Raw genomic sequence first — 26,116 nt, 5'->3', positions numbered from 1 at the left:
CAAAATGATCATCAAGCAAGCCATGGTGCTCGCGGCCGGACTCGGTACGCGGATGCGCCCCATTACAGAGACAACCCCAAAGCCGCTGGTTCGTATCGGCGGAAAGCCGATGATCGACTATGTGATCGATACGCTTGTTGCGGCGGGCGTCGAAAGGATCGTGGTGAATGTCCATCACCACGCCGACCAGATGGAAGCGCATCTCGCAAAAGAGAAGCGCGCGGAGATCCGGATCTCGGATGAGCGAGACAGGCTGATGGATTCTGGCGGCGGCCTGGCAAAAGGTCTCAAGCTGCTCGAGCAAGACCGGCCAGCGCTGGTCATGAATGCCGATCTGTTCTGGATTGGCGAGCCGGAGGGTGAGTCCAGCAATCTTGTCCGGCTAGCGCAGCAGTTCGATCCCTCGCGCATGGACATGTCCATGCTCTGCGTGGATCAGGAACGCACCACAGGCCACAATGGCAAGAACGATTTCTCGATGGCGGCAGACGGGCGGCTCACCCGCTATGTTGCCGACGCCCCGAACCCGGTCGTTTACGCTGGTGCGCTGGCTCTGATGCCGCATCTCCTCCACGACGCCCCTGATGGCCCCTTCAACCTGAACATCTATTTTGATCGTGCGATTTCAGCCGGACGGTTGTTCGGCACACCGCTTCAGGGACAATGGCTGACGGTCGGGACACCTGACGCGATAGCACCTGCCGAAGCCGTGGTTGCCCGATACGGCGGGAGCGCCTGAGATGGCGGGCGCGGCGCCGCGTCTGTTGACGATCCCTCCAGGTCGGCCCTTTCTCAGGACGCTGACGGAAGCGCTGCTCGACGGGCGATTGACCGAAAGCTTTCGCTACGACCCTACGGACCCGCTTTCGCTGGCAGGCGTGACGCTGCTCGTGCCCACGCGCCGCGCGGCGCGCGTGCTGCGCTCAGAATTCGTCGATCTGCTCGGCGGGCGCGCTGCCATCCTTCCCGATATCCGCACACTCGGAGAGACCGACGACGACAGCGGCTTTTTCGACCTTGATGCGCCCCTGCTGATGGACCTTGCACCGCCTGTCAGCGGCACCGTGATGCTCCTCGAACTGGCACGGCTCATCCTTGCCTGGCGCAACCAGTTGCCGGAGATCGTGCGGTCGATCCATGCCGATACGCCGCTTGTGGCACCGGCGAGCCCGGCAGATGCCGTCTGGCTGGCCAGGGCACTCGTCGAACTGATCGAGGCGGCGGAGACGGAAGGATGTGACTGGAGCGATCTGGAGAAGCTTCAATCCGCCGACTTCGGGTCCTGGTGGCAATTGACTCTGGAGTTTCTCAAGATCGCCACCAGCTTCTGGCCGGCGCGACTGCAGGAATTGGTGCGATCCTCTCCGGCGCGCCACCGCGATGCCGTGCTGCGTGCCGAAGCTGAGCGTTTTCGCAGACAGGGTGCAGCTGGGCCCGTCATCGTTGCGGGCTCGACGGGTTCGATCCCGGCAGCGACTGAATTGATCGCAGCCATTGCAGAACTCGACCAAGGGGTCGTGGTTTTACCGGGGCTCGATCTCGACATGCCGGACGAAGACTGGCTGAAGCTGAACGATCGGGATATCTCTCTCATACGACCGAGCCCGGCCGTTCGCGGGCATCCGCAATATGGCCTCGCCCATCTGCTTCGCCACATGAAGCTTGAGCGCGCTGATGTCCAGGTGCTGGAACCCGCTGCGCAGGCTCTTAGAGACCGTGCCGAATTTCTGTCCCGTGCGATGGCGCCTGCGGAGGCGACAGACACCTGGAAAGCCTGGCGCGGGGGTATCGATGATCATAGGGTGCTCGACGCATTCCGCGAGGTCGCGCTCATCGAGACGGCGAACGAGCGCGAGGAAGCGACGGCAATCGCCATCGCGCTTCGTCTGGGGCTGGAGCAGGCTTCGGAGAACCCGGAGAGCCGGGTGGCGCTCATCACGCCGGATCGTGCTCTGGCGCGGCGGGTGATGTCGGAGCTTGCCCGCTTCGGGATCGAGGCGGACGATTCGGCTGGTACGCCGATGACGGGGACACAGGCTGCCATGCTGACGCAAGTGGTGGCGGAGGCCTGCCTGCGGCCGGGCGATCCGGTTGCGATCGTCTCCGTGATTAAGCATCCGCTGGCGCGTTTCGGATTTTCGGCCGAGGATATGCGCAAGGCGGCTGACGCCCTCGAAAGAATCGCACTACGTGGCGGTCTCAAAAGCCTCGATCTCGCTGATATGGAAGCGCTCTTCGCCGAAGGGCTGGAGACGCATCTCGCAGACCGGCACAAGCCGCAATGGCGGATATCCATCAGCGCGGAGGAGATCGAACTCGCACGGACACTTGCGCAACGAGTCACCGCGGCCGTCGAGCCACTTGTCTCATCCCTGGTCCGGTCGCGCGACGGACGTGTTCTGTCTCAGCAACTGACGCTCAGCGATTGGGCGGAACGCACGGGCCGGGTGCTCGAGGCCGTCACCATCGACGAGCGGGGCGATCTTGCCGGCCTCTGGGGCAATGCAGCGGGTGAAGCTCTGGCACGCCTGCTGGCCGAAGTGCTGGAAACAGACGGCCAGATCGAGGCGGACGGCGCGCAATGGGTGGATATCCTGACGGCGCTGATGGCTGGCCAGGCGGTCAAGCCGCGCGCCATGCGGCATCCGCGCGTCTTCATCTTCGGCACACTCGAAGCCCGCCTGCAGAATGTCGACATGATGGTGATCGGCGGGATGAACGAAGGCAGCTGGCCAGGGCAGACCAAGAACAACCCCTTCCTGTCGCGCGTCATGAAGACGGAAGTAGGTCTTGAGCCACCGGAACGGCAGATCGGCCAGGTGGCCCATGATTTTCAGATGACCTGCGGCACCCGCAAGCTGATCTTTTCACGATCCCTTCGGCAAGGTTCGGCACCGACGGTTGCCTCGCGCTGGCTCCAGCGACTAATGGCATTGGGGGGGCCGCTGCTTGAAGACGAGATGCGGCAGCGGGGGCAGATCTATCGCCGTTACGCCGATCTCATCGACCAGGGCGAAAACCAGGCGCCGGCACAGCGGCCTGCGCCACGGCCGCGCGCCGAACTCCAGCCGCGCGCCTTCAGCTTTTCCGAGGTCGGGCGCTTCCGGCGCGATCCCTACGCGATCTATGCGCGGCGAATCCTCCGCCTCGATCCAATCGATGCCTTCAACCAGGATCCGGGAGCGGCCGAGCGCGGAACACTCTACCACCGGATCGTCGAGCGGTTTATCCGCGAGTATCATGACCCTGCCCGGCTGGACGCGATCAATATCCTGCATAGGATCACGGATGAGGAGTTCCTGACAGAAGCCCTGCCGCTGCACATCGATATTGTCTGGCGGCAGCGCTTCTATAGCGTCGCGTCGGCCTTCCTCACCTGGGAACGCGAGCGCAGACCGGAAGTGAAGCGATCACTGACGGAAGTGCGCGGCAATGTCCTGCTCCGCCCCGTCGATATCACCATCAGCGGGATTGCCGACCGCATCGATGTCAGGGGTGGCGGCTTTGCCGATATCATCGACTACAAGACGGGCCTAAACCCGAGCGCCAACCAGGCACGCAGCCTGCTCGATCCACAGCTGGCGCTAGAAGCGGCGGCCCTTCTTCAAGGCGCTTTCAAGCCTGCCGGCGACATGAAGCCTCTCAATCTCGTTTACGTGCGCCTGAGGCCCGGCGACCGGTTCTCGGCAGATCAGGTGAACAACGAGATGGCAACGCGCGGCGACAGCAAGAAATCGGCCGTCGAGCTAGCGACGCAATCGGTCGACGAGCTCGGTCGCTTCGTTCAGGCGCTGCAGAGCGGCGAGCGCGGTTATGTGTCCCGCCTGATCCCGGCAGAACAGAACAGTTATGGCGGCGAATACGACCATTTGGCGCGTGTCGCGGAGTGGTCGACGGCGGAAGCCGAGGAAGGAGCCGGCGATGAGTGATCAGCGCTTTGCCCTGGACGAGCTACCGACCGGCAGCGATCCCGCCGCCTGGCTCGACTGGACGACGCTTGCCCAATCACGCGCATCCCATCCCGGCCAGTCGGCCTGGGTGTCGGCCAATGCCGGCTCCGGCAAGACGCATGTGCTGACGCAGCGGGTGATCCGGCTACTGCTGGCAGGCGCCCGCCCCTCTTCCATTCTCTGCCTCACCTATACCAAGGCTGCAGCATCCGAAATGTCGAACCGCGTCTTCGAGCGGCTCGCGGAGTGGGCGACGCTTGACGATCGGGAATTGGCCAAGCGGATTGCGGCGATCGAGCAGAAGGAGCCGGATCGCGCCACGCTTGCGGCTGCACGCCGACTGTTCGCGAAGGCACTGGAAACGCCGGGTGGGCTGAAGATCCAGACGATCCACGCCTTTTGCGAAGCGCTACTCCATCAGTTTCCGCTAGAGGCAAACGTCGCCGGACATTTCAATGTTCTCGATGATCGGGCGGCCGTGACCGTCCTTGCCGAGGCGCGGCGATTGCTGCTGACGGCGACATCGACGGAAAACGACGCCAGCCTGGCGGAAGCCTTTTCCCAGGTGCTGAGCATTGCGGATGAAAGCGGGCTCGAAGCACTCATCGCCGACACCGTAGCCAACAGACACGCGATCCGCGACTTCAGACTGCGCGCAGAACGGACCGGTGGTCTCGATGCCGCCCTGCGGAAAGGCCTTGGTATTGGCCCGCTCGAAAGCGAGATCAGTCGCGCCGAGGAATACTGGCCGCTTGCCGGCCTTTCGGGTGGCAATTTCAGCCGTTACATCCAGCTCGCGCTCGAAAAGGGCGGCGAGAAGGTGCGCACGGTCGCGGAAGTGCTGGAGCGGGCGCTGGTGGAGACGGAGCCGCTGGAGCGTGCGAAGCTGCTCGACCAGGCCTTCCTGACCGCGCAGGAAGCCCCAAAGGCCGACAGTTCCCTGATTGCCGCCGCCATGACCAAGGTTGCGCCTGATCTCAAGGATGCTGTCATCGCGGCCCGCGATCATGTGGTCGCCATGCGGGACCGGCTGCGGATCTTCCGTATGTATGAGGCGACGCGTTCGGCGCTGACGCTGGCCGTGCGTCTCGACACCGACTACGAGGAGTTGAAGAGGCGGCGCTCGCAGCTCGATTTCGAGGATCTGATCGTGCGCACCGCCCGGCTGCTGACGCGAGGCGATGTTGGCGCCTGGGTCCATTACAAGCTGGACCAGGGTATCGACCATATCCTCGTCGATGAAGCACAGGATACAAGCCCCGTGCAATGGGACGTGATCCGGTCGCTCCGAGAGGACTTTTTCACCGGCTTGAGCGCTCGGCCGGAGATCCGAACCTTCTTTGCCGTGGGGGACGAGAAGCAGTCGATCTATTCCTTCCAGGGCGCACGACCAGAGCAGTTCTCTCAGGAGGCAAGCCAGACAGAACGGGCCGTAACCGAGAGTGGGCAGAGCTTCAACACGGTGCGTCTGCCGCTCTCCTTCCGATCGACGCAATCCGTGCTCGCCGCTGTCGACCAGGTCTTCAGTTTCTCGGAAAACAATCGGGGCCTGAGTGCTGCCGGCGCCGACGTCGTGCATCAATCCAGCCGCATCGGTCATCCCGGTACCGTTGACGTCTGGGACATGATCGCTGCCGAGAAGCAGGAGAAAGACGAAGACTGGACCGCGCCTTTCGACGCCACGCCGGAAAGCGCGCCATCCGCCATTCTTGCACGGCGCGTGGCGCACCAGATCAGCCAGATCGTCGGCCGCGAGACGATCATCGAGAAGGGCAACAAGCGGCTGATCCGCCCGGGCGACATTCTCGTTCTCGTCCGCAAACGCGACGGTTTCGTCAATGCACTGACCCGCTCTCTGAAGCGTCCCTACAATGTACCGGTCGCCGGCGCCGACCGTCTGAAGTTGACCAGTCACATCGCGGTGCAGGACCTGTTGGCACTTGGGCGATTCCTGCTGCTACCCGGCGACGACCTCTCCTTGGCGTCCCTTCTGAAAAGTCCCCTCTTCAACCATAGCGAAGACGCCCTGATGGAACTGGCGGCCGAGCGGCCGGAGGGGCAAAGCCTCTGGGACCGATTGGCGGCGCAGGCCGAGACGGATGCGGCGTGGAAGCGAACGTCCGATCTGCTTCGCCTGTTTCTGGAGCAGGCGCGGGAATACTCCGTGCATGATTTCTATGCGCGCGTGCTCAGCGTTCACGGCGGTCGACGGGCCTATCTGGGCCGTCTCGGCTCCGAAGTCAGCGATATCCTGGACGAATTCCTGACCTTTGCCCTGTCCTTCGAAACCAGCGGGCTGCCGGGCCTGCAGTCCTTCGTCTCGACGCTGGAAATGGAGGCGCCGGAGGTCAAGCGCGAGCAGGACAAGGAGCGCAATGAAGTCCGGATCATGACGGTGCATGCCTCGAAGGGGCTTGAGGCGCCAATCGTCTTCCTCATCGATGGTGGATCAAAGCCGTTCAATTCCAACCATGTGGCCAAACTCCGGATCCTCGAGAGTCCCGACGGCGGGGCCTTGCCGATCTGGGTTCCGACCAAGGCGCTCGGAAATTCGATCTCCGCAGGCGACATGGACAAGCGCAAGGGCCAGGCAGAAGAGGAGTATCGCCGCCTGCTCTATGTCGCGATGACGCGCGCGGCAGATCGCCTGATCGTGGCGGGCTATCGCGGCGTGCAGGACACTGGCGAGATCTGGCACAAAATGATCTCTCATGCGCTCAGTTCGGATGAAATCCGCTCACGCCCCATGGAGTTTCAAGGGCCGGACGGTAGCTGGACCGGGATGCGCTGGTCCTTGGGCGAGGCTGAGCAGGATCTGCCGGTAATCGCCGAGAACACCGAAAATGAAGAAAGCCACAGCCTCCCCTCTACGCTCTGGAAACCGCTGCCGCCACCAGTCAGCCTGCCGCGACCCTTGAGCCCTTCGGGCGCGGGCAGCATCGTCGTGGATGACGACGAGGATGTGCTGACGGCATCGGCCCTCTTTGCAACGACGGAGAAGGCCGATCTCGCCCTCCAGCGCGGACGCCTCATCCACCGCTTGCTACAGAACCTTCCAATCCTTCCAGCCTCGGAGCAGAGAACGGCGGCCGAGCGCTATGCCAACCGCGCCGCACGGTTCTGGACCGCAGAGCAGCGGGAGAGGCTCGTCTCGACGGTCATGTCCGTTCTGGAGGACGAAAGCCTGGGCCCGCTTTTCAGCGTCGGCAGTCGAGCGGAAGTTTCCGTCATGGGAACGATGCGGCTGAAGGGTGAACTGCGCGCTGTTTCAGGGCGGATTGACCGGATGACAGTGCTTCCCGACCGGGTCATCATCGCGGACTACAAGACGAACCGGAATCCTCCATTGGAGGCTGCACAGGCGCCCCTCTCCCATCGGGTACAGCTCGCCATCTACCGCGAGATCCTGCAGCCGCTTTATCCCGGCAAACAAGTCGAATGCTGGTTGATCTACACCGAAAACGGCAGCCTCATTCCCCTCGATGACAGCCTTCTTCAGCGGTCCCTTGCCGACCTCGAAACATCGTGAGATACCGCATATTGAAATTGCTGCCGTGCGGCATCACATATCTAGTCAATTCCGTATTTCTGAAGGGAGAGCCCCATGGCTACCGTTAAAGTCGACAAGTCCAATTTCCAGGCCGAGGTTCTCAACGCTTCCGAACCGGTTGTCGTGGATTTCTGGGCTGAATGGTGCGGCCCGTGCAAGATGATTGCCCCGAGCCTCGAAGAAATCTCCAACGAACTCGCCGGCAAGGTGAAGATCGCCAAGCTCAACATCGATGAAAACCCGGAACTGGCTGCCCAGTTCGGCGTTCGCTCGATCCCGACGCTTGCTGTCTTCAAGGGTGGCGAAGTGGCTGACATCAAGGTGGGTGCCGCACCGAAGACCGCGCTGTCCAGCTGGATCGCCGGCGCTGCATAAGCCTCACGTCATTGATGACCAAAGAAAAAGCCCGGTTCTCGCCGGGCTTTTTTTATGTGGGGATGGTGCCGTTTTCGGCGAGCACATTGCCCGCGAGATAGAGCGAGCCGCCGATCATGATGCGCGGCGGAACACCGCCTTCGCTGCGTTCACGGATGGCATCCAAAGCCTGGGCCAGCGATCCCATCGGAACCGCCTTCAGTCCGGCCTCTGCTGCGGACTGGGCGAGCGCCACTGGGTCGAGGCCAACGTCGGAGCCATGTATCGGGACGGTATAGACGTTGTGGGCGATATCGACGAAGGCACGGAAGAAGCCGATCGGGTCCTTGGTGTTGATCATGCCGATGACCAGATGCAGCGGCCGAGCCTGGCGTTCTTCCATGGCGGCCATGGCCTCGGCAATCACTTCGCCCGCACCCGGATTGTGACCACCGTCAAGCCAGATCTCCGAGCCCTCAGGCGCATGTTCTACCAGGCGGCCCTCGGTGAGCCTTTGCAGGCGGCCCGGCCATTCCACTGAGAGCATCGCCTTTTCAGCGATCTCTTCCGTCACCGAATAGCCGGCTGCCTTCACGGCGCGGATGGCCGTTGCGGCATTGCCGATCTGGTGGCGACCGGGAAGGCGCGGCAGCGGCAGATCCATCAGACCGAACTCGTCCTGATAAACGAGGCGACCAAATTCTTCATAAGCCAGGAAATCCTGGGCGAAGACCGCCAGCGGACAGCCGAGGCGCTCAGCGGTGCTGATCAGCACATCCTTGGCGCCGTCGAATTCCTGATGGCCGATGACCACGGGAATACCGCGCTTCATGATGCCGGCCTTCTCGGCGGCAATCAGCTCGACGCGGTCGCCAAGATAGGCTTGATGATCGAGCGAGATGGGCTGAACGATGCACACAGCCGGATTTTCGACGACATTCGTGGCATCGAAACGCCCACCGAGACCGACCTCAAGCACGACGACGTCTGCAGGCTGCTCGGAGAAGAGAATGAAGGTGACCGCCGTCAGGATCTCGAAGACGGTGATAGGCTGGCCGCCATTGGCCTCGGCAACACGGCGCAGAGCATCGGCGAAGAGCGCATCGTCGACGATCTGCCCACGACCACCCTTGACGCCGATACGATAGCGCTCATGCCAGCGCACCAGATGCGGCGAGGTGTGGACGTGAACAGAGAGGCCCTGCGCTTCCAGAAGCGCACGGCAGAAGGCGGTGGCCGAACCCTTGCCATTGGTGCCGGCCACATGAATGACCGGCGGCAGCTTCAGATGCGGATTGCCCAGAACCTCAAGGAGGCGCCGGATGCGGTCGAGCGAAAGATCATAGCCCTTGGGGTGCAGCCCCATGAGCTTTTCGATCTCGGCATCGGCCTGGCTGACGATGGGGTCTGTCATGACACTCGTTCCGCTGCCGCGGGCTCAAGGGGAAGCAAGGCTCAGGCCGAGGCCTTGGCGACCGGCTTCGTCACGTTGGCCGGAACCGCCGTGTCGTTTGCAGGGCGCTTGGTCATGATCTTCAGGACGCGCGCCAGCGTGTCCGGAATGTCGTGACGCTTGACGACCATGTCGACCATGCCGTGTTCCAGCAGGTATTCCGAGGTCTGGAAGCCTTCCGGCAGTTTTTCGCGGATCGTCTGTTCGATAACGCGCTTGCCGGCGAAGCAGATCTCGGCGCCGGGTTCTGCAATGTGGAGATCGCCCAGCATGGCGTAAGATGCCGTCACACCGCCCGTGGTCGGGTTGGTGAGGACGACGATGTAGGGCTGGCCAGCTTCCTTCAGCATGTCAACGGCAACCGTCGTGCGTGGAAGCTGCATGAGCGAGAGGATACCCTCCTGCATGCGGGCACCACCCGAGGCCGGGAACATGACGAGCGGGCACTTTTCCTTAATGGCGCGCTCGAAGGCCTTCACAATCGCTTCGCCAGCGGCAATGCCGAGCGAACCGCCCATGAAGTTGAACTCGTGCACAACGGCCACGAGTTTCAGGCCCTGTACAGTGCCGACGCCCGCGACGATCGTGTCTTCCTGGTCGGTCTTGACGCGGCTATCCCTCAGGCGATCGGTGTACTTCTTGGAATCGCGGAACTTCAGCGGATCCTGCGCCACCTTCGGCTGCTGCAAGGCTTCAAACTGGCCACCGTCGAAGAGATCGGTCAGACGCGCCTTGGCCGGCATCTTCATGTGATAGCCGGAGGCCGGGATCACCCACTTGTTCTCTTCCAGGTCCTTGTGGAAGACCATCTCGCCCGTTTCCGGGCACTTGATCCAGAGGTTTTCCGGAACTTCGCGGCGACCCAGCATGGAATTGATGCGCGGGCGCACATAGTTGGTGATCCAGTTCACGCGGCTTACTCCTGATGTTTCGAGCCCATATGGGGTGCTTATTCGGCGGCAGCAAGACGTGCGGAACGCACGCCGCTTGCCAGTCCGCGCACCAGCGTGGCAACGGCCTGAACCGTATCCGCCGTCGCTTTTCCATCGGCTGTGAGGTTGGTGGCAACCTGATTGACGATCGCGGTCCCGACCACGACGCCATCGGCATTGGCGCCGATCAGACGCGCGTGCTCGGCGGTCTTGACGCCAAAGCCGACGCAGATCGGCAGGTCCGTGTGCGCCTTGATGCGCTGGACGGCACCGGCAACACGCGAGGGATCCGGCAGCGACGAACCGGTGATCCCGTTCATCGAGACGTAATAGACGAAGCCCGAGGTGTTCTTGAGAACGGTCGGAAGACGTTTGTCGTCGGTGGTCGGGGTCGCCAGACGGATGAAGTTGATATCGCGGCTGCGGGCCGGGATGCAGAGTTCGTCGTCCATTTCCGGCGGCAGATCGACGACGATCAGGCCGTCGATGCCGGCAGCCAGAGCGTCATCGAGAAAGCGCTCGACGCCATAGACGTAGATCGGGTTGTAATAGCCCATCATGACGATCGGCGTTTCGTTGTCCGTCTTGCGGAATTCACGCGCGAGATCGAGCGTGCGCACGAGCGTCTGGCCGGCCTTGAGGGCACGCTGGCCGGCAAGCTGGATCGCCGGGCCGTCAGCCATGGGATCCGAGAAGGGCATGCCGAGCTCGATAACGTCGGCGCCAGCCTCAGGCAGGGCCTTCATGATCGCGAGCGACGTATCGTAGTCCGGGTCGCCACCCATGAAATAGGTGACGAGAGCCGGGCGGCCTTCTGCCTTCAGGGCAGCAAAACGTTGGTCCATACGCGCAGTCATGATCAGAGCCCCATACCGAGAATCTTGCCGACAGTGAAGATGTCCTTGTCGCCGCGGCCGCAGAGGTTCATCACGATGATCTGGTCCTTGTCCATCTTGGGCGCGCGCTTGATGACTTCAGCGAGCGCATGGCTCGGCTCGAGCGCCGGGATGATGCCCTCGGTGCGTGTCAGCAGCTGGAACGCGGCGAGTGCCTCATCGTCCCTGATCGGAACGTATTCGACACGGCCCATATCCTTCAGCCAGGAGTGCTCCGGGCCGATGCCAGGATAGTCGAGGCCGGCTGAGATCGAATGACCTTCCTTGATCTGGCCATCACCATCCTGCAGCAGATAGGTGCGGTTGCCATGCAGGACGCCGGGCGTGCCTGCGGTCAGCGAGGCGCAATGCTCCTCACCTTCAAGACCCTTGCCACCGGCTTCGACGCCGACTATGCGGACGCTTTCGTCGTCGAGAAACGGATGGAAAAGGCCGATCGCGTTCGAGCCACCGCCAACAGCGGCAATCAGCATGTCCGGCAGACGGCCTTCGGCGGCAAGCATCTGCTCGCGGGTTTCCCGGCCAATCACCGACTGGAAGTCGCGGACCATTTCCGGATAGGGATGCGGGCCGGCAGCGGTGCCGATCATGTAATAGGTGTCGTCGACATTGGTGACCCAGTCGCGCAATGCCTCGTTCATGGCATCCTTCAGCGTGCCGTGACCCGCCGTTACCGGCTTCACCTCGGCGCCGAGGAGCTTCATGCGGAAAACGTTCGGCGCCTGGCGCTCGACATCGGTCGCGCCCATGTAGACGACGCAAGGGATGCCGAAGCGGGCCGCGACCGTGGCAGAGGCCACACCGTGCTGGCCAGCCCCGGTTTCAGCGATAATGCGGGTCTTGCCCATGCGCTTGGCGAGCAGGATCTGGCCGAGGCAGTTGTTGATCTTGTGCGAACCGGTGTGGTTCAGCTCATCGCGCTTGAAGTAGATCTTCGCGCCACCGAGTTCTTCCGTCAGGCGCTCTGCGAAATAGAGCGGGCTCGGACGGCCGGTGTAATGGGTATTGAGATGCGCCAGCTCGGCCTGGAATTCCGGATCCGTCTTTGCCTTTTCCCATTCTGCCTGCAGCTCCAGGATGAGCGGCATCAGCGTCTCGGCCACGAAACGGCCGCCAAAGATGCCGAAGCGGCCGTCTTCGTCTGGACCTTCACGGAAGGAATTGGGTTTGGGTGACTGGTTCACTTGACACTCCCTGAAACCGGCTGCGCACGACTTGCCTCGGCGACGGCCGCAAAAAACTCATCCATAATCTGCAGATCCTTGACGCCCGGCGCGGACTCCACGCCGGAGGATACGTCGATTGCACGGGCTCCGGTTTCCCGCAGGGCCTCTGCGATGTTGGCCTTGTTCAGACCTCCGGAAAGCATGTAATCGACGCTGTCGTCAAGCGAGCGCAGCAGGCGCCAATCGAAGGTCACGCCGTTGCCGCCGGGCAAATCGGAACCCAAAGGCGGTTTGGCGTCGAAGAGAAAACGATCGGCAATACCGATATAGGGCTCTATGCGCCTCAGGTCATCGGCATCGCGGATGGAAAATGCCTTCATGATCGGCAGGCCCGTTACGGCCTTGACAGTCAACAGGCGTTCCGGGCTCTCATGGCCATGGAACTGCAGAATATCAGGACGCATCAGCGCAATAATCTCGTCGAGATCATCATTGTCCGCATCAACGGTCACTGCGACGCTTTTGACCCGGCCGCGAACGCGATCGGCGAGCGTTCCTGCGATATCGGGCTCAATGTTGCGCGGGCTTTTTTCGAAAAAGATGAAGCCAATATGGCTCGCGCCACGTTCGGCCGCACGATCGACAGCCTCCGGCGTCTTCAGTCCGCAGATCTTGATATCTGGTCTCATGGCAGCGAAGTCGCACGAAATCAAAAAAGAGTCGAGCCAATTTGCGACAAAGGCTGAAAGGTCGCGGGTCGCTCAGGCAAAGTCGATGGCGTGTAGTGTCGAGCCATGCCGCTTCAGCCATGCCTTGGCCTCATCCATCTCGGGGCAGAGCTTGCGGCAGAGTGCCCAGAAGTCCGGGCCGTGGTTCATCTCACGCAGGTGCGCAACTTCGTGGGCAGCGAGATAATCAATGACGAGAGGCGGCGCCATGACGATGCGCCAGGAGAAGCTGAGCTTCCCATCCCAGGAACAGGACCCCCAGCGGCTGCGGGTGTCCTTGAGGGTCATACTCTTGACCGGCTTACCGACATTTTTGGCATGAAACTCGACCAGACGCTCCAGATCGCGACGCGCTTCCTTCTTCAGGAAGTCGGCGACACGCCTTGGCAGGTGATCTTCAAGCCCGCTGACGCTCAGGACATGGCCGATCTCGCTGTCGATTGACTGGGTGAGACCCCGCAGCTGTCCGGTGTGGACGATCCGATGGGGAATGCCGCGGAGCAGGATCTCTCCGCCGTCCTCGATGCTGCCGACCGACTTCTGGCGCTTCAGCTTGGTGCTGAGCCACCCCTGGTGCCGGTCGAGGAAGTCATCAATGTCCCGTTCGCGCAAACCATGGGGGATGGTCATCTTCAAGGCGCGCCCGCCTGGCTCGATCCTGAGCGTGATACGGGTTGCGCGGCTGTTCCTGCGAATTGTCAGCGGGATCGACCGGCCATTGACGGCGACGGCTCGCTCCAGCTGGATTGCTGGTTCTCTGAGTGGTTTCAGCTTTTTCAGCAGGGGAAACATGGTCCGTGTTCTAGCCGATTCGTGCGCGGGTCGCTGATCAAAAAAAGGCCGGCGCAATAGCGCCGACCTCGGTCTCGTCACGTGAGCACCCGGCAGATCAGTTGCCGGTGAAGCCCTGGGTCGGAGCGGATTCGCCTGACGTCTTCATCTGCTGACGGTCGCGCATGAAGCGGTCGAATTCTTCCTGGTCCTTCGCCCGGCGCAGTTCGCGGGCGTAGTTGTCGAATTCGGCGCGCATTTCATCGAGACGGCGACGTTCTGCATCGAGACGCTCAAGTTCGGTCTTGCGCCAGTCGTCGAAAGCGACGTTGCCGGTGGAGGCAGGCGCAGTGTAGCTGTTGGAGCGGCACCAGGCGAAGGCACTATCCGCCTTCTGGTTGGCTTCCCGCTTGAAGCTCTGGAACTTCTCACCGAACAGGATGTAGGCAAGCATGGCCAGACCGAGCGGCCAGAAGACCATGAAGCCGACTACCATCAAGGCGACGGTTGCCGGAGTCCAATCCGGCCGAAGCAGTGCTGACTGGTTCATCATCGATAACCTCGTTTTGCGCGGACGACGGAATGCCGTCCGATGGTTTCGATGTGGGAAATGCAACCCTGCCCTTCAAGAAAGAAGCGGACCCAATCGGAGAACCGACTGAATCCGCTGCTTAAATTCGAAATGCCGAAAGTATCAGAGAGCCTTTCCGCCCTTGATGACGCGCTTGACGGGTGTCGCCTTCTGGCCTTTGCCGTGGGTCTTGGCGAACTGGACGATGCGCGGAGCGATCTCGCGGCGGAACCGTGAACCGTTGAACACACCGTAGTGCCCGACATCCGGCTGCATGTAATGCATGCGCATATGCTCCGGAATATTCGTGCAGATCGTCTGCGCGGCCTTCGTCTGGCCAACGCCGGAGATGTCGTCGTTTTCTCCTTCCACGGTCAGGAGCGCGACATTGCGGATCGCCGTGGTATCGACGCGCTTCGTCCGGTGCATCATCTCCCCCTTGGGAAGCGCATGCTTGATGAAGACGGTATCGACCGTCTGCAGATAGAATTCCGCGGTCAGGTCCATGACTGCCAGATATTCGTCGTAGAAGTCACGATGCTTCTCGGCCGAGTCCCCGTCGTTCTTGACGAGGTGCATGTAGAATTCCTTGTGGGCGATCATGTGCCGATCAAGGTTCATCGACATGAAGCCCGAGAGCTGCAGGAAGCCAGGATAGACGGCGCGCATGACACCGGGCTGCGGCCACGGGACCTGCATGATGACGTTGTCGCGGAACCATTCGAGCGGCTTGTCCTGCGCGAGCTGATTGACCGCTGTCGGGTTGATGCGCGTGTCGATCGGGCCGCCCATGAGCGTCATCGATGCCGGGGCACAGGTGTCTCCATCGGCCTCCATGACGGCTACGGCGGCAAGCACGGGCACGGAGGGCTGACAGACGGCAACGACGTGGGTGTCGGGGCCGAGATGGTGAAGCATGTCGATGACGTAGTCGATGTAATCGTCGAGATCGAAGTCGCCCTCGGTCACGGGAACCATCCGGGCGTCGATCCAGTCACTGATATAGATGTCAGCACTCGGCAGCAGCGCCTCGACTGTGCCGCGCAGCAATGTGGCATAGTGGCCGGACATCGGGGCGACGATCAGGATGCGCGGGCCTTTTTCGGCACCGGCCGGCAGATGCCGCTTGAAGTGGATCATATCACAGAAGGGCTTGCGCCAGACGATCTCTTCCTCGACCTTCACGCTCTCACCATCGACCGTGGTTGTCGGAAGACCGAAGGCTGGCTTGCCGTAGCGGCGCGTGACGCGCTCAAAAACTTCGAAGCCTGCGGAGAAGGAGCGCCCCACGACTGTGTGCGACCAGGGGTTCAACGGATTTTTCCAGGCGAGGTTCATTGCGTCGGCGGTTGCCCGGAAAGGCGCCATGACTGCGTGGTTCAGTTCGTAGAGCTGATAGAACATGGGTTCTGTACCTTTGTACCAGACCGAGAGGTCCGAGTTCATTCGCTACACTAACAGACTTTGTGCAACGCAAAAGCCCGGATTTTTCCTCGGCTGGCGTCACGGAAAGCCCCTAGACTTCGGATGATGTTCGAAAAGGCTTAAGGTTCCCTCCCCGCGACGCGGTTAATCAATGACCGCAGAGTTCACCTGAAATTGCAGCCTCTACCCTTTCCGAGGCTTGCGAATTGATGTTTGTTCCATCCGTCGTCCCAAGACATAAGTGAAGGAACACCATGACCACCAGCAATCACCGTAAGTCCGAGTACAATGTCGATCCGATCTTCCTCGATCGATGGTCTCCGCGTGCTTTCGACGGAAGCACCATGCCGAAAGAAGACCTGCTGACCATCCTTGAGGCGGCTCACTGGGCACCGTCTGCGTTCAACTACCAGCCCTGGCGCTTTATCTATGCCCTCAAGGGCACGCCTGAGTTCGACAAGTTTCTCGACATTCTGATCGAGTTCAACCAGGGCTGGGCCAAGAACGCCTCGGCTCTGGTCTTCATCTTCTCCGATACGCTGAGCCGCCCTGCCGACGGTTCTGAGCCTAAGGCGTACCGCAGCCACAGCTTCGACGCGGGTGCCGCGTGGGGACTTCTCTCCCTGCAGGCCATCAAGTCGGGTTACTTCGCGCATGCCATGACCGGCTTCAGCTTCGACCGTGCGCTCTCCGAGCTTGGAGCACCTGAAGGTTTCCATATCAATGCGGCCGTTGCGATTGGGAAGCTCGGCGACAAGGAAGACCTGCCCGAGGGCCTGCGTTCTCGCGAAACGCCAAACGACCGTAAGCCGCTGTCGGAAGTCGCTCTCGAGGGGCAGTTCTGAAAGACGCGTCTGGTTTCACGTGAATCACGTTAACCATTACACCGGCAAAGACTGTGGATAAAGAAAGGGCCGCTTCGGATCGAAGCGGCCCTTTATGGTTTGCTGAGTCAGCAGATCAGATGTCGAGGTTGGCGACGCTCAGCGCATTTTCCTGGATGAATTCGCGGCGCGGCTCGACTTCGTCGCCCATGAGGCGTGAGAACAGGCCATCGGCATCGGTCGCATCGTTGACCTTGACCTGCAGAAGGGAGCGGACATTCGGGTCCAGGGTGGTTTCCCAGAGCTGCTCGGCGTTCATTTCGCCCAAGCCCTTGTATCGCTGCATCGAAAGGCCCTTGCGGCCTGTGGCGAAAATCGAATCCAGCAGCGCGCGGGGACCGGACATGTCGCTGCGTCCGTCCTTACGGGTCAGAACCGGTGGCTCCGAATAGATCTCGCGGAGGCGTGCGGACATCTGGTCCATGTGGCGGGCATCGGCAGAGCCGATGAGAGCGACGTCGACCGAGGCGACTTCCTTCACACCACGGACCATACGTTCGAAGCGCAGACCGCCTTCGTCGGTGACAAAACCCTGCCAGCCGCGCTCGGTGTCTTCCGCAATCATGTCGAGGCGGCTTGCGACTAGCGCTGCCGTTGCTTCCGCCTGCTGACGATTGCCGGTGAGCTCAGGATTGAGAGCGCCGCCGATTGCCGCCTGCTCGATGACACTGCGATTATAACGGGAATGCAGGCCATCGACCAGTGAACGCAGGCGCAGAGCATCCTGGATCACGTCCCGCAGGTCCTGGCCGGCGCGGACTTCGCCATTGGCAAGAGTGAGCGTGGCTTCCTCGAGACCCATGGTTATCAGGTAGTCTTCCAGCGCCTTTTCGTCCTTCAGGTACTGAACGGACTTGCCGCGCGAGACCTTATAGAGCGGCGGCTGGGCGATGTAGAGGTGACCGCGCTCGATCAATTCCGGCATCTGACGGAAGAAGAAGGTGAGCAACAGCGTTCTGATATGCGCGCCATCCACGTCAGCATCGGTCATGATGATGATCTTGTGGTAGCGCAGCTTGTCCGCGTTGAACTCGTCCTTGCCGATCGATGTGCCGAGCGCGGTGATCAGCGTGCCGATTTCCTGGCTCGACAGCATCTTGTCGAAGCGCGCGCGCTCGACGTTCAGGATCTTGCCTCGCAGCGGCAGGATCGCCTGGTTTTCGCGCGAACGGCCCTGCTTCGCGGACCCACCTGCCGAGTCACCCTCGACGAGGAAAAGTTCGGATTTGGCCGGGTCGCGCTCGGAGCAGTCGGCGAGCTTGCCTGGCAAAGAGGCGATGTCGAGTGCGCCCTTGCGGCGGGTCAGTTCACGCGCCTTGCGGGCGGCTTCGCGGGCAACAGCGGCCTCGACCACCTTGCCGACAAGGATCTTGGCTTCGGTCGGATGTTCTTCGAACCAGGTGCTGAGCGCCTCGTTGACGAGGTTTTCGACGACCGGGCGCACTTCCGACGAAACGAGCTTGTCTTTCGTCTGCGACGAGAACTTTGGATCCGGTACCTTTACCGAGAGGACGGCCGAGAGACCTTCGCGGCAGTCTTCACCCTGCAGCGATACCTTTTCCTTCTTGGTGATGCCGGAGCTATCCGCATAGGACGTCACCTGACGGGTCAGGGCGGCGCGGAAGCCGGCCATATGGGTGCCGCCATCGCGCTGGGGGATGTTGTTGGTGAAGCAGAGGACATTCTCGTGGTAGCTGTCGTTCCACCACATGGCGACTTCGACGGTGATGCCGTCCTTCTCGCCCTTGATGGCAACAGGCTTATCGACGAGCGGCTTCTTGGAGCGATCGAGATAGCGGACGAAGGCTTCGAGGCCGCCGTCATAGAGCATCTCTTCCTGACGGATATCAGACTTGCGCTTGTCGGTCAGAAGAATGCGAACGCCGGAATTCAGGAAGGCGAGCTCGCGAAGGCGATGCTCCAGCGTTCCGTAGTCGAAATCGACATTGGTGAAGGTCTCGGTGCTGGGCAGGAAGGTCACTTCCGTTCCCGAACGGCCTTCATATTCACCGATAACCTTCAGGGGGCCGTCAGCCACGCCATGGGTGAATGTGATCTCGTGCAGCTTGTTGTTGCGGCGGATCTTCAGGGTGAGCTTGACCGAGAGCGCGTTGACGACGGATACGCCGACGCCATGCAGACCGCCTGATACCTTATAAGAATTCTGGTCGAACTTACCACCGGCATGCAGCTGGGTCATGATGACCTCGGCAGCAGAAACGCCTTCGCCGGTATGGATATCCGTCGGGATACCACGACCGTTGTCGGTTACCGTGACTGAACCATCCGCGTTCAAGGTGACCGTGACGATGTCGGCGTGACCGGCCAGAGCCTCGTCGATCGCGTTGTCGACGACCTCGTAGACCATGTGGTGAAGGCCCGAGCCATCGTCGGTGTCGCCGATATACATGCCGGGGCGCTTTCGGACTGCGTCCAGTCCCTTCAGAACCTTGATCGAGTCCGCGCCATATTCGGCCGGACCATCATTTTCCGCGATCGGCAAGTCGGTCATTCAGCAATCTTTCCAGTCAATTCTCAAAGGCCCGGCTGATTCGAATCAGCAGCTTCAAGTGGCCCGACTATAGGGGTTTTGGCCTGAGTTCCAAAGGCGAGGGCGTTGTTTCTGGTGGATAGAGAGGGCTTTTCAACCCCATCACGGCCGTTTTTTGGCGCCATCCAGAATATCCTGCATATCTCGTATCACATCCGGAGAGAGCTGGCGAATCAGCTTCGAAAGATCGTTGGCGAATGCGGTGTATTCGGGCTTCATACCGGAGGTATCGATGACGACCCTCGGGTCCGAACGACCGGCTACCGAGAAAAGCTCCTCGGCCTCATCCCAGATGATATTGAAGTATCCGGCCACCCGCTGAAGGAAGTCGAAATTCGGCAGACCACGCTTGCCGTGTTCAAGTGCCGAGAGATAGGCAGGTGATACGCCGATAGCAGCAGCCATCTCCTTCTGGGAAACGCCCTTGCGTTCCCGCAGTTGCCGCAAGGCGTCACCGAAGGGCGTCATCGCCGATCCTGCCCGCGGCGGGACAGCCGCACATAGAGGGCGCCCTCCCCGCCATGATGGCGTGCTGCCGGCTCATAGGACGAGATGATGAAACGGAATTCCGGCATCGCGAACCAGAGCGGGACTGCACGTTTCAACGCGCCCTCGCTGCCGAGCGAGCTGCCCTTACCGGTGATGACCAGAACATGGCGCAGCCCACGCTCATGCGCGCGGATCAGAAAGTCCAGCAACATGCCATGCGCCTCGCTCTGGATCAGACCGTGCAGATCGATGCGGGCTTCGAGTGCCAGATGACCACGGGAGAGCTTGCGCTTTACCGGTTTTTCCAAGGGGTGGTGCGCATGCCCTGCTGGCTTGCGATCGCCTTCAGTGCTGACGGCAGACGACGACAAGGCAGCGCGGTTGAGCGCGGGCACATCCTTTTCCTCGACCGGTGTCTCGAACTGCTCCTCGAAGCTCAAAAGGTCTTCCATCCGCCCAGGCATAGGGCGGGTGGAGCGTGCGACCTTGCCCCAGAGGACACGATCTTCCGGATTGAGCTTTGATCCACCCGACACTCAGAAGAACCTCTCTGCCGCCTGCTTCGGGATCAGTATATAGAAATCCGCCGCACTACGCACGGCGCCGGCGAGTTCGCCGGCCTCATCGCCAGACCCTGTGAAGATATCTCCGCGAGCCGGGCCGACGATCGCAGAGCCGGTATCAAGCGCCAACATGGTGCGGGCAAAATCACGCCCTCCATCCATATGGGTGAGACCCTGGGCATGGATGAAGAAGGGAAAGCCGAAGGTGTGGATCTGGCGATCGACCGCGAGTGACCGTCCGGCGATCAGCGGCACCTTGGCCGCAGCAATCGGGCCGCGGGTGAGATCATCGACCTCTGCCTCGCGAAAGAAGATGTAGGATCTGTTGTGCCACAGGATCTCGTCCACCCGCTCAGGGTGGTCGGCCAGCCAAGCCCGGATCGACTGCATCGAAATTGCCGCTTCCTGGATCTCGCCAAGATCGATCAGCAGACGGCCGATGCCCGAGAAGGGATGTCCGGCTTTTGCGGTATAGGTGATGCGCCGAAGCCGGCCATCCGGGTATCTCAAACGCGCTGCGCCCTGGACATGGGCGAAGAAGACATCGACCTTCGAGCGAGCCCAGGCAATCTCAAGGTTCCGACCCTCGAGCCAGCCTTCGTCGATCGCGCGTCGATCCGGATAGAGCTGAAGCCCGTCATCAGCCTGCAAAGCAAAGGCGTAAGAGGCATCCAGGTGACTAGGACGATTACTGTCATCGACATCAACCAGATCCAGGGGGCGACGATAGAAGGGATACGAGAATTCATCATCCCGCAGGTCGCTAACGGCCACTTCCGGCTCGTAAAATGCCGTGACGAGCCCCGATTGAGTGCCGGTGAGCTCAATCAGAAAAGCCTGCGTCTCTTGCTCGAAGAATGATCGCGCGTCACCGGCAGATACAGAATTCAAACTGCCGGCGTGCTCAAGAAGAGGCAGCAGATCATCGGCAGTTAGGCCGAGTGCGCCCGTTTTATATGGTTTGACCGACTGCAGGTAATTCCAGCAGTCGGCCATGGCAGTCCAGAGAGACGATGGGTCATCGAAGCGCCAGCCCGGGATCTCCTCGAAGGAGACAGGCGTCAGGCGAAAAGCGGAACCGACCTCCGTCATTGTTCCGCTTCGGTCGCAATCAGCTTCCAGTTCGGGTCACGCGAACGAACATCGCGTGCGAATGTCCAGACATCGTTCACCTCGGACACCGCCTCGGCGTCGCCATCAATCATGGTACCGTCCTTATCGAAAGTGGCCGTAATCAGCTGGCTGACAATTCGAACGGTGACCTGCTCTTCGTTGTCTCGCGCCGAAGCCTGGGTGATTTCCGCCTTCTCGATGCCGACAAAGGTCGACCTCACGGTTTCGCCCCTGCTTTCGCGGTCGGCAATCGCGCTCTCGAAGCCCTCAAGGACTTCGCGAGACAGCAGGCCCTTCAGGGCTTTGCGATCGCCATCCGCATAGGCCATCACGATCATCTCGTAAGCGATCTTGGCGCCGTTCAGGAATTCCTTCGGGCTGAAGCTCGGATCGTGGCGGAGAAGTTCGCGAAGCTGATCATTGAGGGGCGTGCCGGCCGGCGCATAAGCGTCTACGGCACCGAAGCGCTCGTCACCTGTCGCTTCCTCGCGGCGCGGCAAGGTCACAACCTTGCCGTCGTCACGCTCCGACGCCTTGGACAGATCGCGCTGAGCAAAGGGATCGAAGGGTGGCTTTTCGCTGCCCGTACGACGTCCGAGCACACTGCGAAGCTGAAAAAAGATCAGGACCGCGGCCACCAGGAAGAACAATGTAACGAAATCGCTAGATCCCATGAATACCGCCAGGCTTGATTGAATTTGATTTTTCGTTCTCCCATATAGTCTCCAGCGCCGCATCATTCAAATGGCGATGCGCATTCTTTGCAGCGAGTTTCCGCCGACTGTTGCGATATCGGGATCACAATGGCGTTTGGAGTGATACATGCGCCTGCCACTGGTGATCTTTTTGATCGCACCGCTCATCGAGATCGCCAGCTTCATCATCGTTGGTCAGGCGATTGGCGTTCTGCCCACGCTCGGGCTGATCATCCTGTCGGCCGTTGTCGGTGTAGCGCTGTTGCGCTTCCAGGGGGCTGGCATCTTGCGCCGCCTGCAAAGCGAGGCTCAGAGAGGCGTCGACCCGGGACGCGAACTGGTTCATGCGGCACTTCTCGTCGTTGCGGCCTTCCTGCTTATCGTGCCCGGCTTCTTCGGCGACATCATCGGGATTCTGCTCTTCCTCCCCTTCATCCGCGACCTCGCCTGGCGCTTGATCAAGCCGCGCCTCGTCGTCCGGAGCGGGTTTTCAGGCGGTGGTTTTCGCACAACCCGTCCGGCAGATGAAAATGTCGTCGACCTCGGTGACGACGAGTTTCAGAGAGAGAGCAATCCGAACTCGGCAAGGCCCGACTCACCCTGGCGCGATCCTCGGATCGGCCGCGACTGACATGCCCTGCCCCTGCCGGGCCGCAGGGTTGTAAGGTGAAGTTTCAAATGTTAGATGGCCTTAGCAATTCATCTTCAAGGACACGCCCTATGGCCGACAACAATCAGGGAACGACTTCTCCTTCCCTCAATATTCTCGCCCAGTACATCAAGGATTTCTCCTTCGAAAATCCGGGTGCACCGCGATCGCTTCAGGCGCGCGACAAGGCGCCGGCCATCAACATCAATGTCAACGTCAATGCAAATCCGCTGTCCGACACCGACTTCGATGTCGTCCTGGCTCTGAATGCAGAAGCCAAGGATGGCGACAAGGTGGTCTTCGTCACCGAGCTGGTCTATGGCGGCGTCTTCCGGATTTCCGGCTTCCCGCAGGAACACATGCTGCCGGTTCTCTTCATCGAGTGCCCGCGCCTGCTCTTCCCGTTTGCCCGCCAGATCATCGCGGACGCTACCCGCAACGGCGGTTTCCCGCCGCTGATGATCGACCCGATCGATTTTGCGCAGATGTTCGCGCAGCGCGTTTCCGAAGAACAGTCGCGCGCGCAGAGCCAGTCGGCTCCGAACTGAGAAACTGCTGCAGTCAGGAAATATGGAAAGGGCCCTTGATCGGGCCCTTTTTCATGCGCTGTATTTGGACCAGATCGCCTTAGCCCCAAGTCGAGCAACAAGTCCGCCGTGACCTTCGACTTCGATTGGGGAGAGGCGCGGCGCGAGCGGCCGAGGGCGCTCATAGCTGATCTCAATGACATCGGTGACTTCGTCAGTCTGGTTGCGCCGCGTTTCGACACTGGTAAGCCCGAGCGCTGCCTGCCGACCGCCGAGCATCTCGATATAGACTTCGGCCAGAAGTTCGGAGTCGAGCAATGCGCCATGCTTGGTGCGGTGCGAGTTGTCGATCCCATAGCGCCGGCACAAGGCATCCAGGGAGTTCGGGCCCATCGGATGTTTCCGGCGGGCGAGCGAAAGCGTATCGATGACCATATCGCCTGGGACGGGCGGAAGGCCCAACCGGTCGAATTCCGCATTGATGAAGCCCATATCGAATGTCGCGTTGTGCGCGATCCACTTCGCTCCGTCGAAGAACTCCTGCAGCTCGGCAACGATACCTGCGAATGGCGGCTTGTCTTTCAGGAAGTCATCCGTGATGCCGTGAACCGCAAGCGCATCCGGGTGAACCTTGCGGTCGCCTGGATTGATATAGACATGGAATGTGCGACCGGTCGGGAAGTGGTTCATCAACTCGATGCCGCCGATTTCAATGACACGATCAGCCTTGTTGTCGAGGCCTGTTGTTTCCGTGTCGAAGATGATCTCACGCATGGTTCGTCTGCTCCGCCTGCTCGCGTAACTCTCTCACGATCGTCTTGACCTGCTCGCGCGCCATGTCAATGCCGTGGCCGGTATCAATGACGTAATCCGCGCGCGCGCGCTTCTCCGCATCCGGTGTTTGACGCGAGAGGATGAGCGCAAACTTCTCTTCCGTCATGCCCGGCCGCGACAAGACACGTTGCCTCTGGACATCCGGCTCGCAACTCACGACTACTACCTTGTCCATTGTGGCATCGGCACCCGTCTCGAACAGGAGCGGGATATCGAGCACGACGATTGAACACCCCAACTCCCGTTGTCTCTGCAGAAAGGCTACCTCTCGTGCGCGGACCAGCGGATGCACGATCGCCTCAAGATCTCGGAACTTAGCCGGATTCTTCGCCAGATTCTCGGAGAGCTTAACTCGATCTACGACGCCGCCTACGACTACATTGGGAAAAAGCTCGGCAATCGGAGCGACGGCATCAGACCGATAGAGATCGTGCACGACCTGATCTGAATCGTTGACGGGAACGCCTTCGTCAGCGAACAACGCCGCTGTCGTTGACTTTCCCATGCCGATCGATCCAGTCAGTCCGATGACGATCATGCATGTGCCTCGATATCATCGAGAACGATCTGTCGCAGTTCCTGCGTGACTTCCGGTTTTCTCCCGAACCACTTTTCGAATCCCGGCGCCGCCTGGTGCAGAAGCATGCCCAGTCCATCGACGGTGGCAATGCCCGCCTCGTTGGCCTGCAAGAGAAAGGGCGTCATCAGCGGGACATAGACAATGTCGGTGACCAGGCCATCGCCTCTCATCTTGTGAAACGGCAAGTCAGGGGCTGGTGCGCCATCCATGCCAAGAGACGAGGTATTCACAAAAAGGCCGGCGCCATCGAGAAGTGCGTCGAGGGCCTCCATGCCATGAGCCTCGAGCGGTGCACCAAAACGGTCGACCAGTTCCCGTGCGCGGTCGATGGTCCTGTTGACCACGTGGATTTCAGAAATTCCGCGGTCTCGAAGCGATTGAAGGATCGCCCGGCTGGCTCCCCCTGCCCCAAGAACAACGGCGCGTTCTGCCCGGTCCCAGCCAGGATGCTGCGTGTCGAGATTGGCGATGAAGCCGATGCCGTCGGTATTCGTCGCATGCAGAAGACCGTCCTTGCGCCACAAGGTATTGGCTGCGCCGAGTTCCTCGGCGATCGGATCCACTCGATCGGCAAGCCGGCACGCGGCTTCCTTATGCGGGATCGTGACGTTGCCGCCGCATAACGAACTCGTCTCCTGCTTCAGCGCATCGACGAATTCCGGAAACCGATCGGGCTCCACTGCGATCTTCTCGTATGAGCCTTGTAGGTCATATGTCTTCAGCCAGTGCCCATGGATCAATGGCGAGCGCGAATGCTTAATCGGATAGCCGGCGACAAATGCACGCGGCGGAAATGTTTCACGTGAATCACGCATGGTTAATCTCGTGTTCACGGAGAGCCTCGAGGAGCGGGAGAAGCGGTAAGCCGAGGATCGTGAAGTAGTCACCTCCAATGGCATCGAAAAGTTGGATGCCCTCCCCTTCAAGCTGGTAGCAGCCGACGCTGGAGAGGATCGTCTCGCCATTGCGCTCTATATAGCCATCCAGGAATTCAACAGAGAAGTCTCGAACCTGCATGCAGGCGCGAACCACCTCGCTCCACAACAACTCGCCGTCTCGCACGAGGCATACGGCGCTATTGAGAAAATGCGCCTTTCCTCTCAACTGCGTGAGGGTCTCGCGTGCCTCACCGACAGACGCCGCCTTGTGGAAGATCCGATCGCCAAGCGACATCGTCTGATCACAGCCGATAACGTAGGCGCCTAGATGACGCTGAGATACTTCGATGGCCTTGGCGAGTGCAAGATGGCGCGCGACGGAGACGGGATCCCTCCCTGCTAGCGGCAGGTTCTCTTCAATGGCGCGTTCGTCCACCGCAGCCGGGACAGCCAGAAACTGCAGCCCCGCATTCTTCAGAAGCGCCTGGCGGGTCTTGCTGCCGGACGCCAGGATCAAAGGTGAACCCATGATAGATACCTTAATGATAGCAATTGAC

24 protein-coding genes are annotated in these 26,116 nt (G+C 60.8%); 7 read left to right on the top strand and 17 right to left on the bottom strand.

All coding sequences use genetic code 11. The annotated features are described in order from the left end of the window. The first annotated feature begins 4 nt into the window (after nucleotides 1–4). The 4 genes from C0V73_RS17315 (at nucleotide 5) to trxA (ending at nucleotide 7,875) form a co-directional block, all read left to right on the top strand. Nucleotides 5–739 carry a nucleotidyltransferase family protein gene (locus C0V73_RS17315; RefSeq protein ID WP_102021218.1) on the top strand — a complete coding sequence of 245 codons (735 nt, stop codon included), beginning with the start codon at nucleotides 5–7 and terminating at the stop codon, nucleotides 737–739. A gap of 1 nt (nucleotide 740) precedes the next feature. Further along, complete coding sequence (gene addB / locus C0V73_RS17310) at nucleotides 741–3,929, top strand: double-strand break repair protein AddB (protein ID WP_102021217.1); 3,189 nt, start codon at nucleotides 741–743, stop codon at nucleotides 3,927–3,929. Further along, on the top strand, nucleotides 3,922–7,479 hold the full coding sequence (addA, locus tag C0V73_RS17305) for a double-strand break repair helicase AddA (RefSeq protein WP_102021216.1): 3,558 nt from the start codon (nucleotides 3,922–3,924) through the stop codon (nucleotides 7,477–7,479). The genes addB and addA overlap by 8 nt, the downstream gene beginning before the upstream one ends. A 75-nt stretch (nucleotides 7,480–7,554) precedes the next feature. Continuing rightward, nucleotides 7,555–7,875 (top strand): thioredoxin, encoded by a 321-nt coding sequence (gene trxA, locus C0V73_RS17300; protein WP_006724193.1) that lies wholly within the window; start codon nucleotides 7,555–7,557, stop codon nucleotides 7,873–7,875. A gap of 52 nt (nucleotides 7,876–7,927) precedes the next feature. On the opposite strand, the gene C0V73_RS17295 is transcribed toward trxA, so the two are convergent. From C0V73_RS17295 to C0V73_RS17260, 8 genes are all read right to left on the bottom strand, one after another. Then, entirely contained in the window at nucleotides 7,928–9,268 is a 1,341-nt protein-coding gene (locus tag C0V73_RS17295; RefSeq protein WP_172450212.1) for a folylpolyglutamate synthase/dihydrofolate synthase family protein, read from the bottom strand. A 41-nt stretch (nucleotides 9,269–9,309) separates the two neighbouring features. Then, nucleotides 9,310–10,218 carry an acetyl-CoA carboxylase, carboxyltransferase subunit beta gene (gene accD / locus C0V73_RS17290; RefSeq protein WP_102021215.1) on the bottom strand — a complete coding sequence of 303 codons (909 nt, stop codon included), beginning with the start codon at nucleotides 10,216–10,218 and terminating at the stop codon, nucleotides 9,310–9,312. A 38-nt stretch (nucleotides 10,219–10,256) separates the two neighbouring features. Further along, nucleotides 10,257–11,096: a tryptophan synthase subunit alpha gene (gene trpA / locus C0V73_RS17285; RefSeq protein WP_102021214.1), complete on the bottom strand. Its 840-nt coding sequence runs from the start codon at nucleotides 11,094–11,096 to the stop codon at nucleotides 10,257–10,259. A 2-nt stretch (nucleotides 11,097–11,098) separates the two neighbouring features. Continuing rightward, complete coding sequence (gene trpB, locus C0V73_RS17280; protein ID WP_102021213.1) at nucleotides 11,099–12,319, bottom strand: tryptophan synthase subunit beta; 1,221 nt, start codon at nucleotides 12,317–12,319, stop codon at nucleotides 11,099–11,101. Then, entirely contained in the window at nucleotides 12,316–12,990 is a 675-nt protein-coding gene (locus C0V73_RS17275; protein WP_102021292.1) for a phosphoribosylanthranilate isomerase, read from the bottom strand. Before C0V73_RS17275 ends, trpB begins: the two co-directional genes overlap by 4 nt. 72 nt (nucleotides 12,991–13,062) lie before the next feature. Continuing rightward, nucleotides 13,063–13,821: a SprT family zinc-dependent metalloprotease gene (locus tag C0V73_RS17270; protein ID WP_102021212.1), complete on the bottom strand. Its 759-nt coding sequence runs from the start codon at nucleotides 13,819–13,821 to the stop codon at nucleotides 13,063–13,065. A gap of 97 nt (nucleotides 13,822–13,918) precedes the next feature. Continuing rightward, entirely contained in the window at nucleotides 13,919–14,350 is a 432-nt protein-coding gene (locus C0V73_RS17265) for a DUF2852 domain-containing protein (RefSeq protein WP_102021291.1), read from the bottom strand. A gap of 144 nt (nucleotides 14,351–14,494) precedes the next feature. Further along, on the bottom strand, nucleotides 14,495–15,775 hold the full coding sequence (locus tag C0V73_RS17260) for a polyhydroxyalkanoate depolymerase (RefSeq protein WP_102021211.1): 1,281 nt from the start codon (nucleotides 15,773–15,775) through the stop codon (nucleotides 14,495–14,497). 275 nt (nucleotides 15,776–16,050) lie between these two features. Between C0V73_RS17260 and C0V73_RS17255 the strand changes: the two genes are divergently transcribed. Continuing rightward, on the top strand, nucleotides 16,051–16,641 hold the full coding sequence (locus tag C0V73_RS17255) for a nitroreductase family protein (RefSeq protein ID WP_102021210.1): 591 nt from the start codon (nucleotides 16,051–16,053) through the stop codon (nucleotides 16,639–16,641). Between the two features lie 115 nt (nucleotides 16,642–16,756). Here C0V73_RS17255 and gyrB read toward each other — a convergent pair whose 3' ends face one another. The 5 genes from gyrB to C0V73_RS17230 all read right to left on the bottom strand — a co-directional run bounded on the left by gyrB (nucleotide 16,757) and on the right by C0V73_RS17230 (nucleotide 22,070). Then, entirely contained in the window at nucleotides 16,757–19,192 is a 2,436-nt protein-coding gene (gene gyrB / locus C0V73_RS17250; protein WP_102021209.1) for a DNA topoisomerase (ATP-hydrolyzing) subunit B, read from the bottom strand. Between the two features lie 141 nt (nucleotides 19,193–19,333). Next, nucleotides 19,334–19,699, bottom strand: a complete 366-nt coding sequence (locus C0V73_RS17245) for a helix-turn-helix domain-containing protein (protein ID WP_102021208.1) — start codon at nucleotides 19,697–19,699, stop codon at nucleotides 19,334–19,336. Further along, nucleotides 19,696–20,256 (bottom strand): Smr/MutS family protein, encoded by a 561-nt coding sequence (locus C0V73_RS17240; protein ID WP_102021207.1) that lies wholly within the window; start codon nucleotides 20,254–20,256, stop codon nucleotides 19,696–19,698. The genes C0V73_RS17245 and C0V73_RS17240 overlap by 4 nt, the downstream gene beginning before the upstream one ends. Continuing rightward, complete coding sequence (locus tag C0V73_RS17235) at nucleotides 20,257–21,375, bottom strand: murein transglycosylase A (RefSeq protein ID WP_102021206.1); 1,119 nt, start codon at nucleotides 21,373–21,375, stop codon at nucleotides 20,257–20,259. Beyond that, a complete protein-coding gene (locus C0V73_RS17230; protein WP_102021205.1) occupies nucleotides 21,372–22,070 on the bottom strand; it encodes a Tim44/TimA family putative adaptor protein in 699 nt (232 codons plus the stop codon). The genes C0V73_RS17235 and C0V73_RS17230 overlap by 4 nt, the downstream gene beginning before the upstream one ends. A gap of 148 nt (nucleotides 22,071–22,218) precedes the next feature. On the opposite strand from C0V73_RS17230, the gene C0V73_RS17225 reads away from it, so the two are divergent. Both C0V73_RS17225 and secB read left to right on the top strand, forming a co-directional pair. Next, entirely contained in the window at nucleotides 22,219–22,722 is a 504-nt protein-coding gene (locus tag C0V73_RS17225) for an FxsA family protein (protein ID WP_102021204.1), read from the top strand. A gap of 89 nt (nucleotides 22,723–22,811) precedes the next feature. Beyond that, on the top strand, nucleotides 22,812–23,288 hold the full coding sequence (gene secB / locus C0V73_RS17220; protein WP_102021203.1) for a protein-export chaperone SecB: 477 nt from the start codon (nucleotides 22,812–22,814) through the stop codon (nucleotides 23,286–23,288). 51 nt (nucleotides 23,289–23,339) lie between these two features. Here secB and dnaQ read toward each other — a convergent pair whose 3' ends face one another. From dnaQ to C0V73_RS17200, 4 genes are read right to left on the bottom strand one after another with little or no spacing between them, the layout of a single operon-like run. Next, a complete protein-coding gene (gene dnaQ / locus C0V73_RS17215) occupies nucleotides 23,340–24,041 on the bottom strand; it encodes a DNA polymerase III subunit epsilon (RefSeq protein WP_102021202.1) in 702 nt (233 codons plus the stop codon). Then, nucleotides 24,034–24,639 (bottom strand): dephospho-CoA kinase, encoded by a 606-nt coding sequence (gene coaE / locus C0V73_RS17210; RefSeq protein ID WP_102021201.1) that lies wholly within the window; start codon nucleotides 24,637–24,639, stop codon nucleotides 24,034–24,036. The genes dnaQ and coaE overlap by 8 nt, the downstream gene beginning before the upstream one ends. Next, complete coding sequence (locus C0V73_RS17205) at nucleotides 24,636–25,496, bottom strand: shikimate dehydrogenase (RefSeq protein WP_102021200.1); 861 nt, start codon at nucleotides 25,494–25,496, stop codon at nucleotides 24,636–24,638. The genes coaE and C0V73_RS17205 overlap by 4 nt, the downstream gene beginning before the upstream one ends. Beyond that, nucleotides 25,489–26,088: a Maf family protein gene (locus C0V73_RS17200; RefSeq protein ID WP_102021199.1), complete on the bottom strand. Its 600-nt coding sequence runs from the start codon at nucleotides 26,086–26,088 to the stop codon at nucleotides 25,489–25,491. The genes C0V73_RS17205 and C0V73_RS17200 overlap by 8 nt, the downstream gene beginning before the upstream one ends. Nucleotides 26,089–26,116 lie beyond the last annotated feature (28 nt).

Source organism: Rhizobium sp. TH135 (genome assembly GCF_002855515.1).
GTDB lineage: Bacteria > Pseudomonadota > Alphaproteobacteria > Rhizobiales > Rhizobiaceae > Allorhizobium.
Note: the sequence above shows the minus strand (reverse complement) of the source record. Positions and strands in the feature narration are given on the sequence as shown.

Bases quoted from the DNA above. Each gene is read 5' to 3' on its own strand.
- C0V73_RS17255 (WP_102021210.1), top strand. From the start codon at position 16,051: ATGACCACCAGCAATCACCGTAAGTCCGAGTACAATGTCGATCCGATC.
- C0V73_RS17265 (WP_102021291.1), bottom strand. From the start codon at position 14,350: ATGAACCAGTCAGCACTGCTTCGGCCGGATTGGACTCCGGCAACCGTC.
- gyrB (WP_102021209.1), bottom strand. From the start codon at position 19,192: ATGACCGACTTGCCGATCGCGGAAAATGATGGTCCGGCCGAATATGGC.
- C0V73_RS17275 (WP_102021292.1), bottom strand. From the start codon at position 12,990: ATGAGACCAGATATCAAGATCTGCGGACTGAAGACGCCGGAGGCTGTC.
- C0V73_RS17200 (WP_102021199.1), bottom strand. From the start codon at position 26,088: ATGGGTTCACCTTTGATCCTGGCGTCCGGCAGCAAGACCCGCCAGGCG.
- addA (WP_102021216.1), top strand. From the start codon at position 3,922: ATGAGTGATCAGCGCTTTGCCCTGGACGAGCTACCGACCGGCAGCGAT.
- coaE (WP_102021201.1), bottom strand. From the start codon at position 24,639: ATGATCGTCATCGGACTGACTGGATCGATCGGCATGGGAAAGTCAACG.
- C0V73_RS17225 (WP_102021204.1), top strand. From the start codon at position 22,219: ATGCGCCTGCCACTGGTGATCTTTTTGATCGCACCGCTCATCGAGATC.
- C0V73_RS17235 (WP_102021206.1), bottom strand. From the start codon at position 21,375: ATGACGGAGGTCGGTTCCGCTTTTCGCCTGACGCCTGTCTCCTTCGAG.
- C0V73_RS17260 (WP_102021211.1), bottom strand. From the start codon at position 15,775: ATGTTCTATCAGCTCTACGAACTGAACCACGCAGTCATGGCGCCTTTC.
- trpA (WP_102021214.1), bottom strand. From the start codon at position 11,096: ATGACTGCGCGTATGGACCAACGTTTTGCTGCCCTGAAGGCAGAAGGC.
- C0V73_RS17270 (WP_102021212.1), bottom strand. From the start codon at position 13,821: ATGTTTCCCCTGCTGAAAAAGCTGAAACCACTCAGAGAACCAGCAATC.
- C0V73_RS17315 (WP_102021218.1), top strand. From the start codon at position 5: ATGATCATCAAGCAAGCCATGGTGCTCGCGGCCGGACTCGGTACGCGG.
- trxA (WP_006724193.1), top strand. From the start codon at position 7,555: ATGGCTACCGTTAAAGTCGACAAGTCCAATTTCCAGGCCGAGGTTCTC.
- C0V73_RS17205 (WP_102021200.1), bottom strand. From the start codon at position 25,496: ATGCGTGATTCACGTGAAACATTTCCGCCGCGTGCATTTGTCGCCGGC.
- secB (WP_102021203.1), top strand. From the start codon at position 22,812: ATGGCCGACAACAATCAGGGAACGACTTCTCCTTCCCTCAATATTCTC.
- addB (WP_102021217.1), top strand. From the start codon at position 741: ATGGCGGGCGCGGCGCCGCGTCTGTTGACGATCCCTCCAGGTCGGCCC.
- dnaQ (WP_102021202.1), bottom strand. From the start codon at position 24,041: ATGCGTGAGATCATCTTCGACACGGAAACAACAGGCCTCGACAACAAG.
- C0V73_RS17295 (WP_172450212.1), bottom strand. From the start codon at position 9,268: ATGACAGACCCCATCGTCAGCCAGGCCGATGCCGAGATCGAAAAGCTC.
- C0V73_RS17245 (WP_102021208.1), bottom strand. From the start codon at position 19,699: ATGACGCCCTTCGGTGACGCCTTGCGGCAACTGCGGGAACGCAAGGGC.
- C0V73_RS17230 (WP_102021205.1), bottom strand. From the start codon at position 22,070: ATGGGATCTAGCGATTTCGTTACATTGTTCTTCCTGGTGGCCGCGGTC.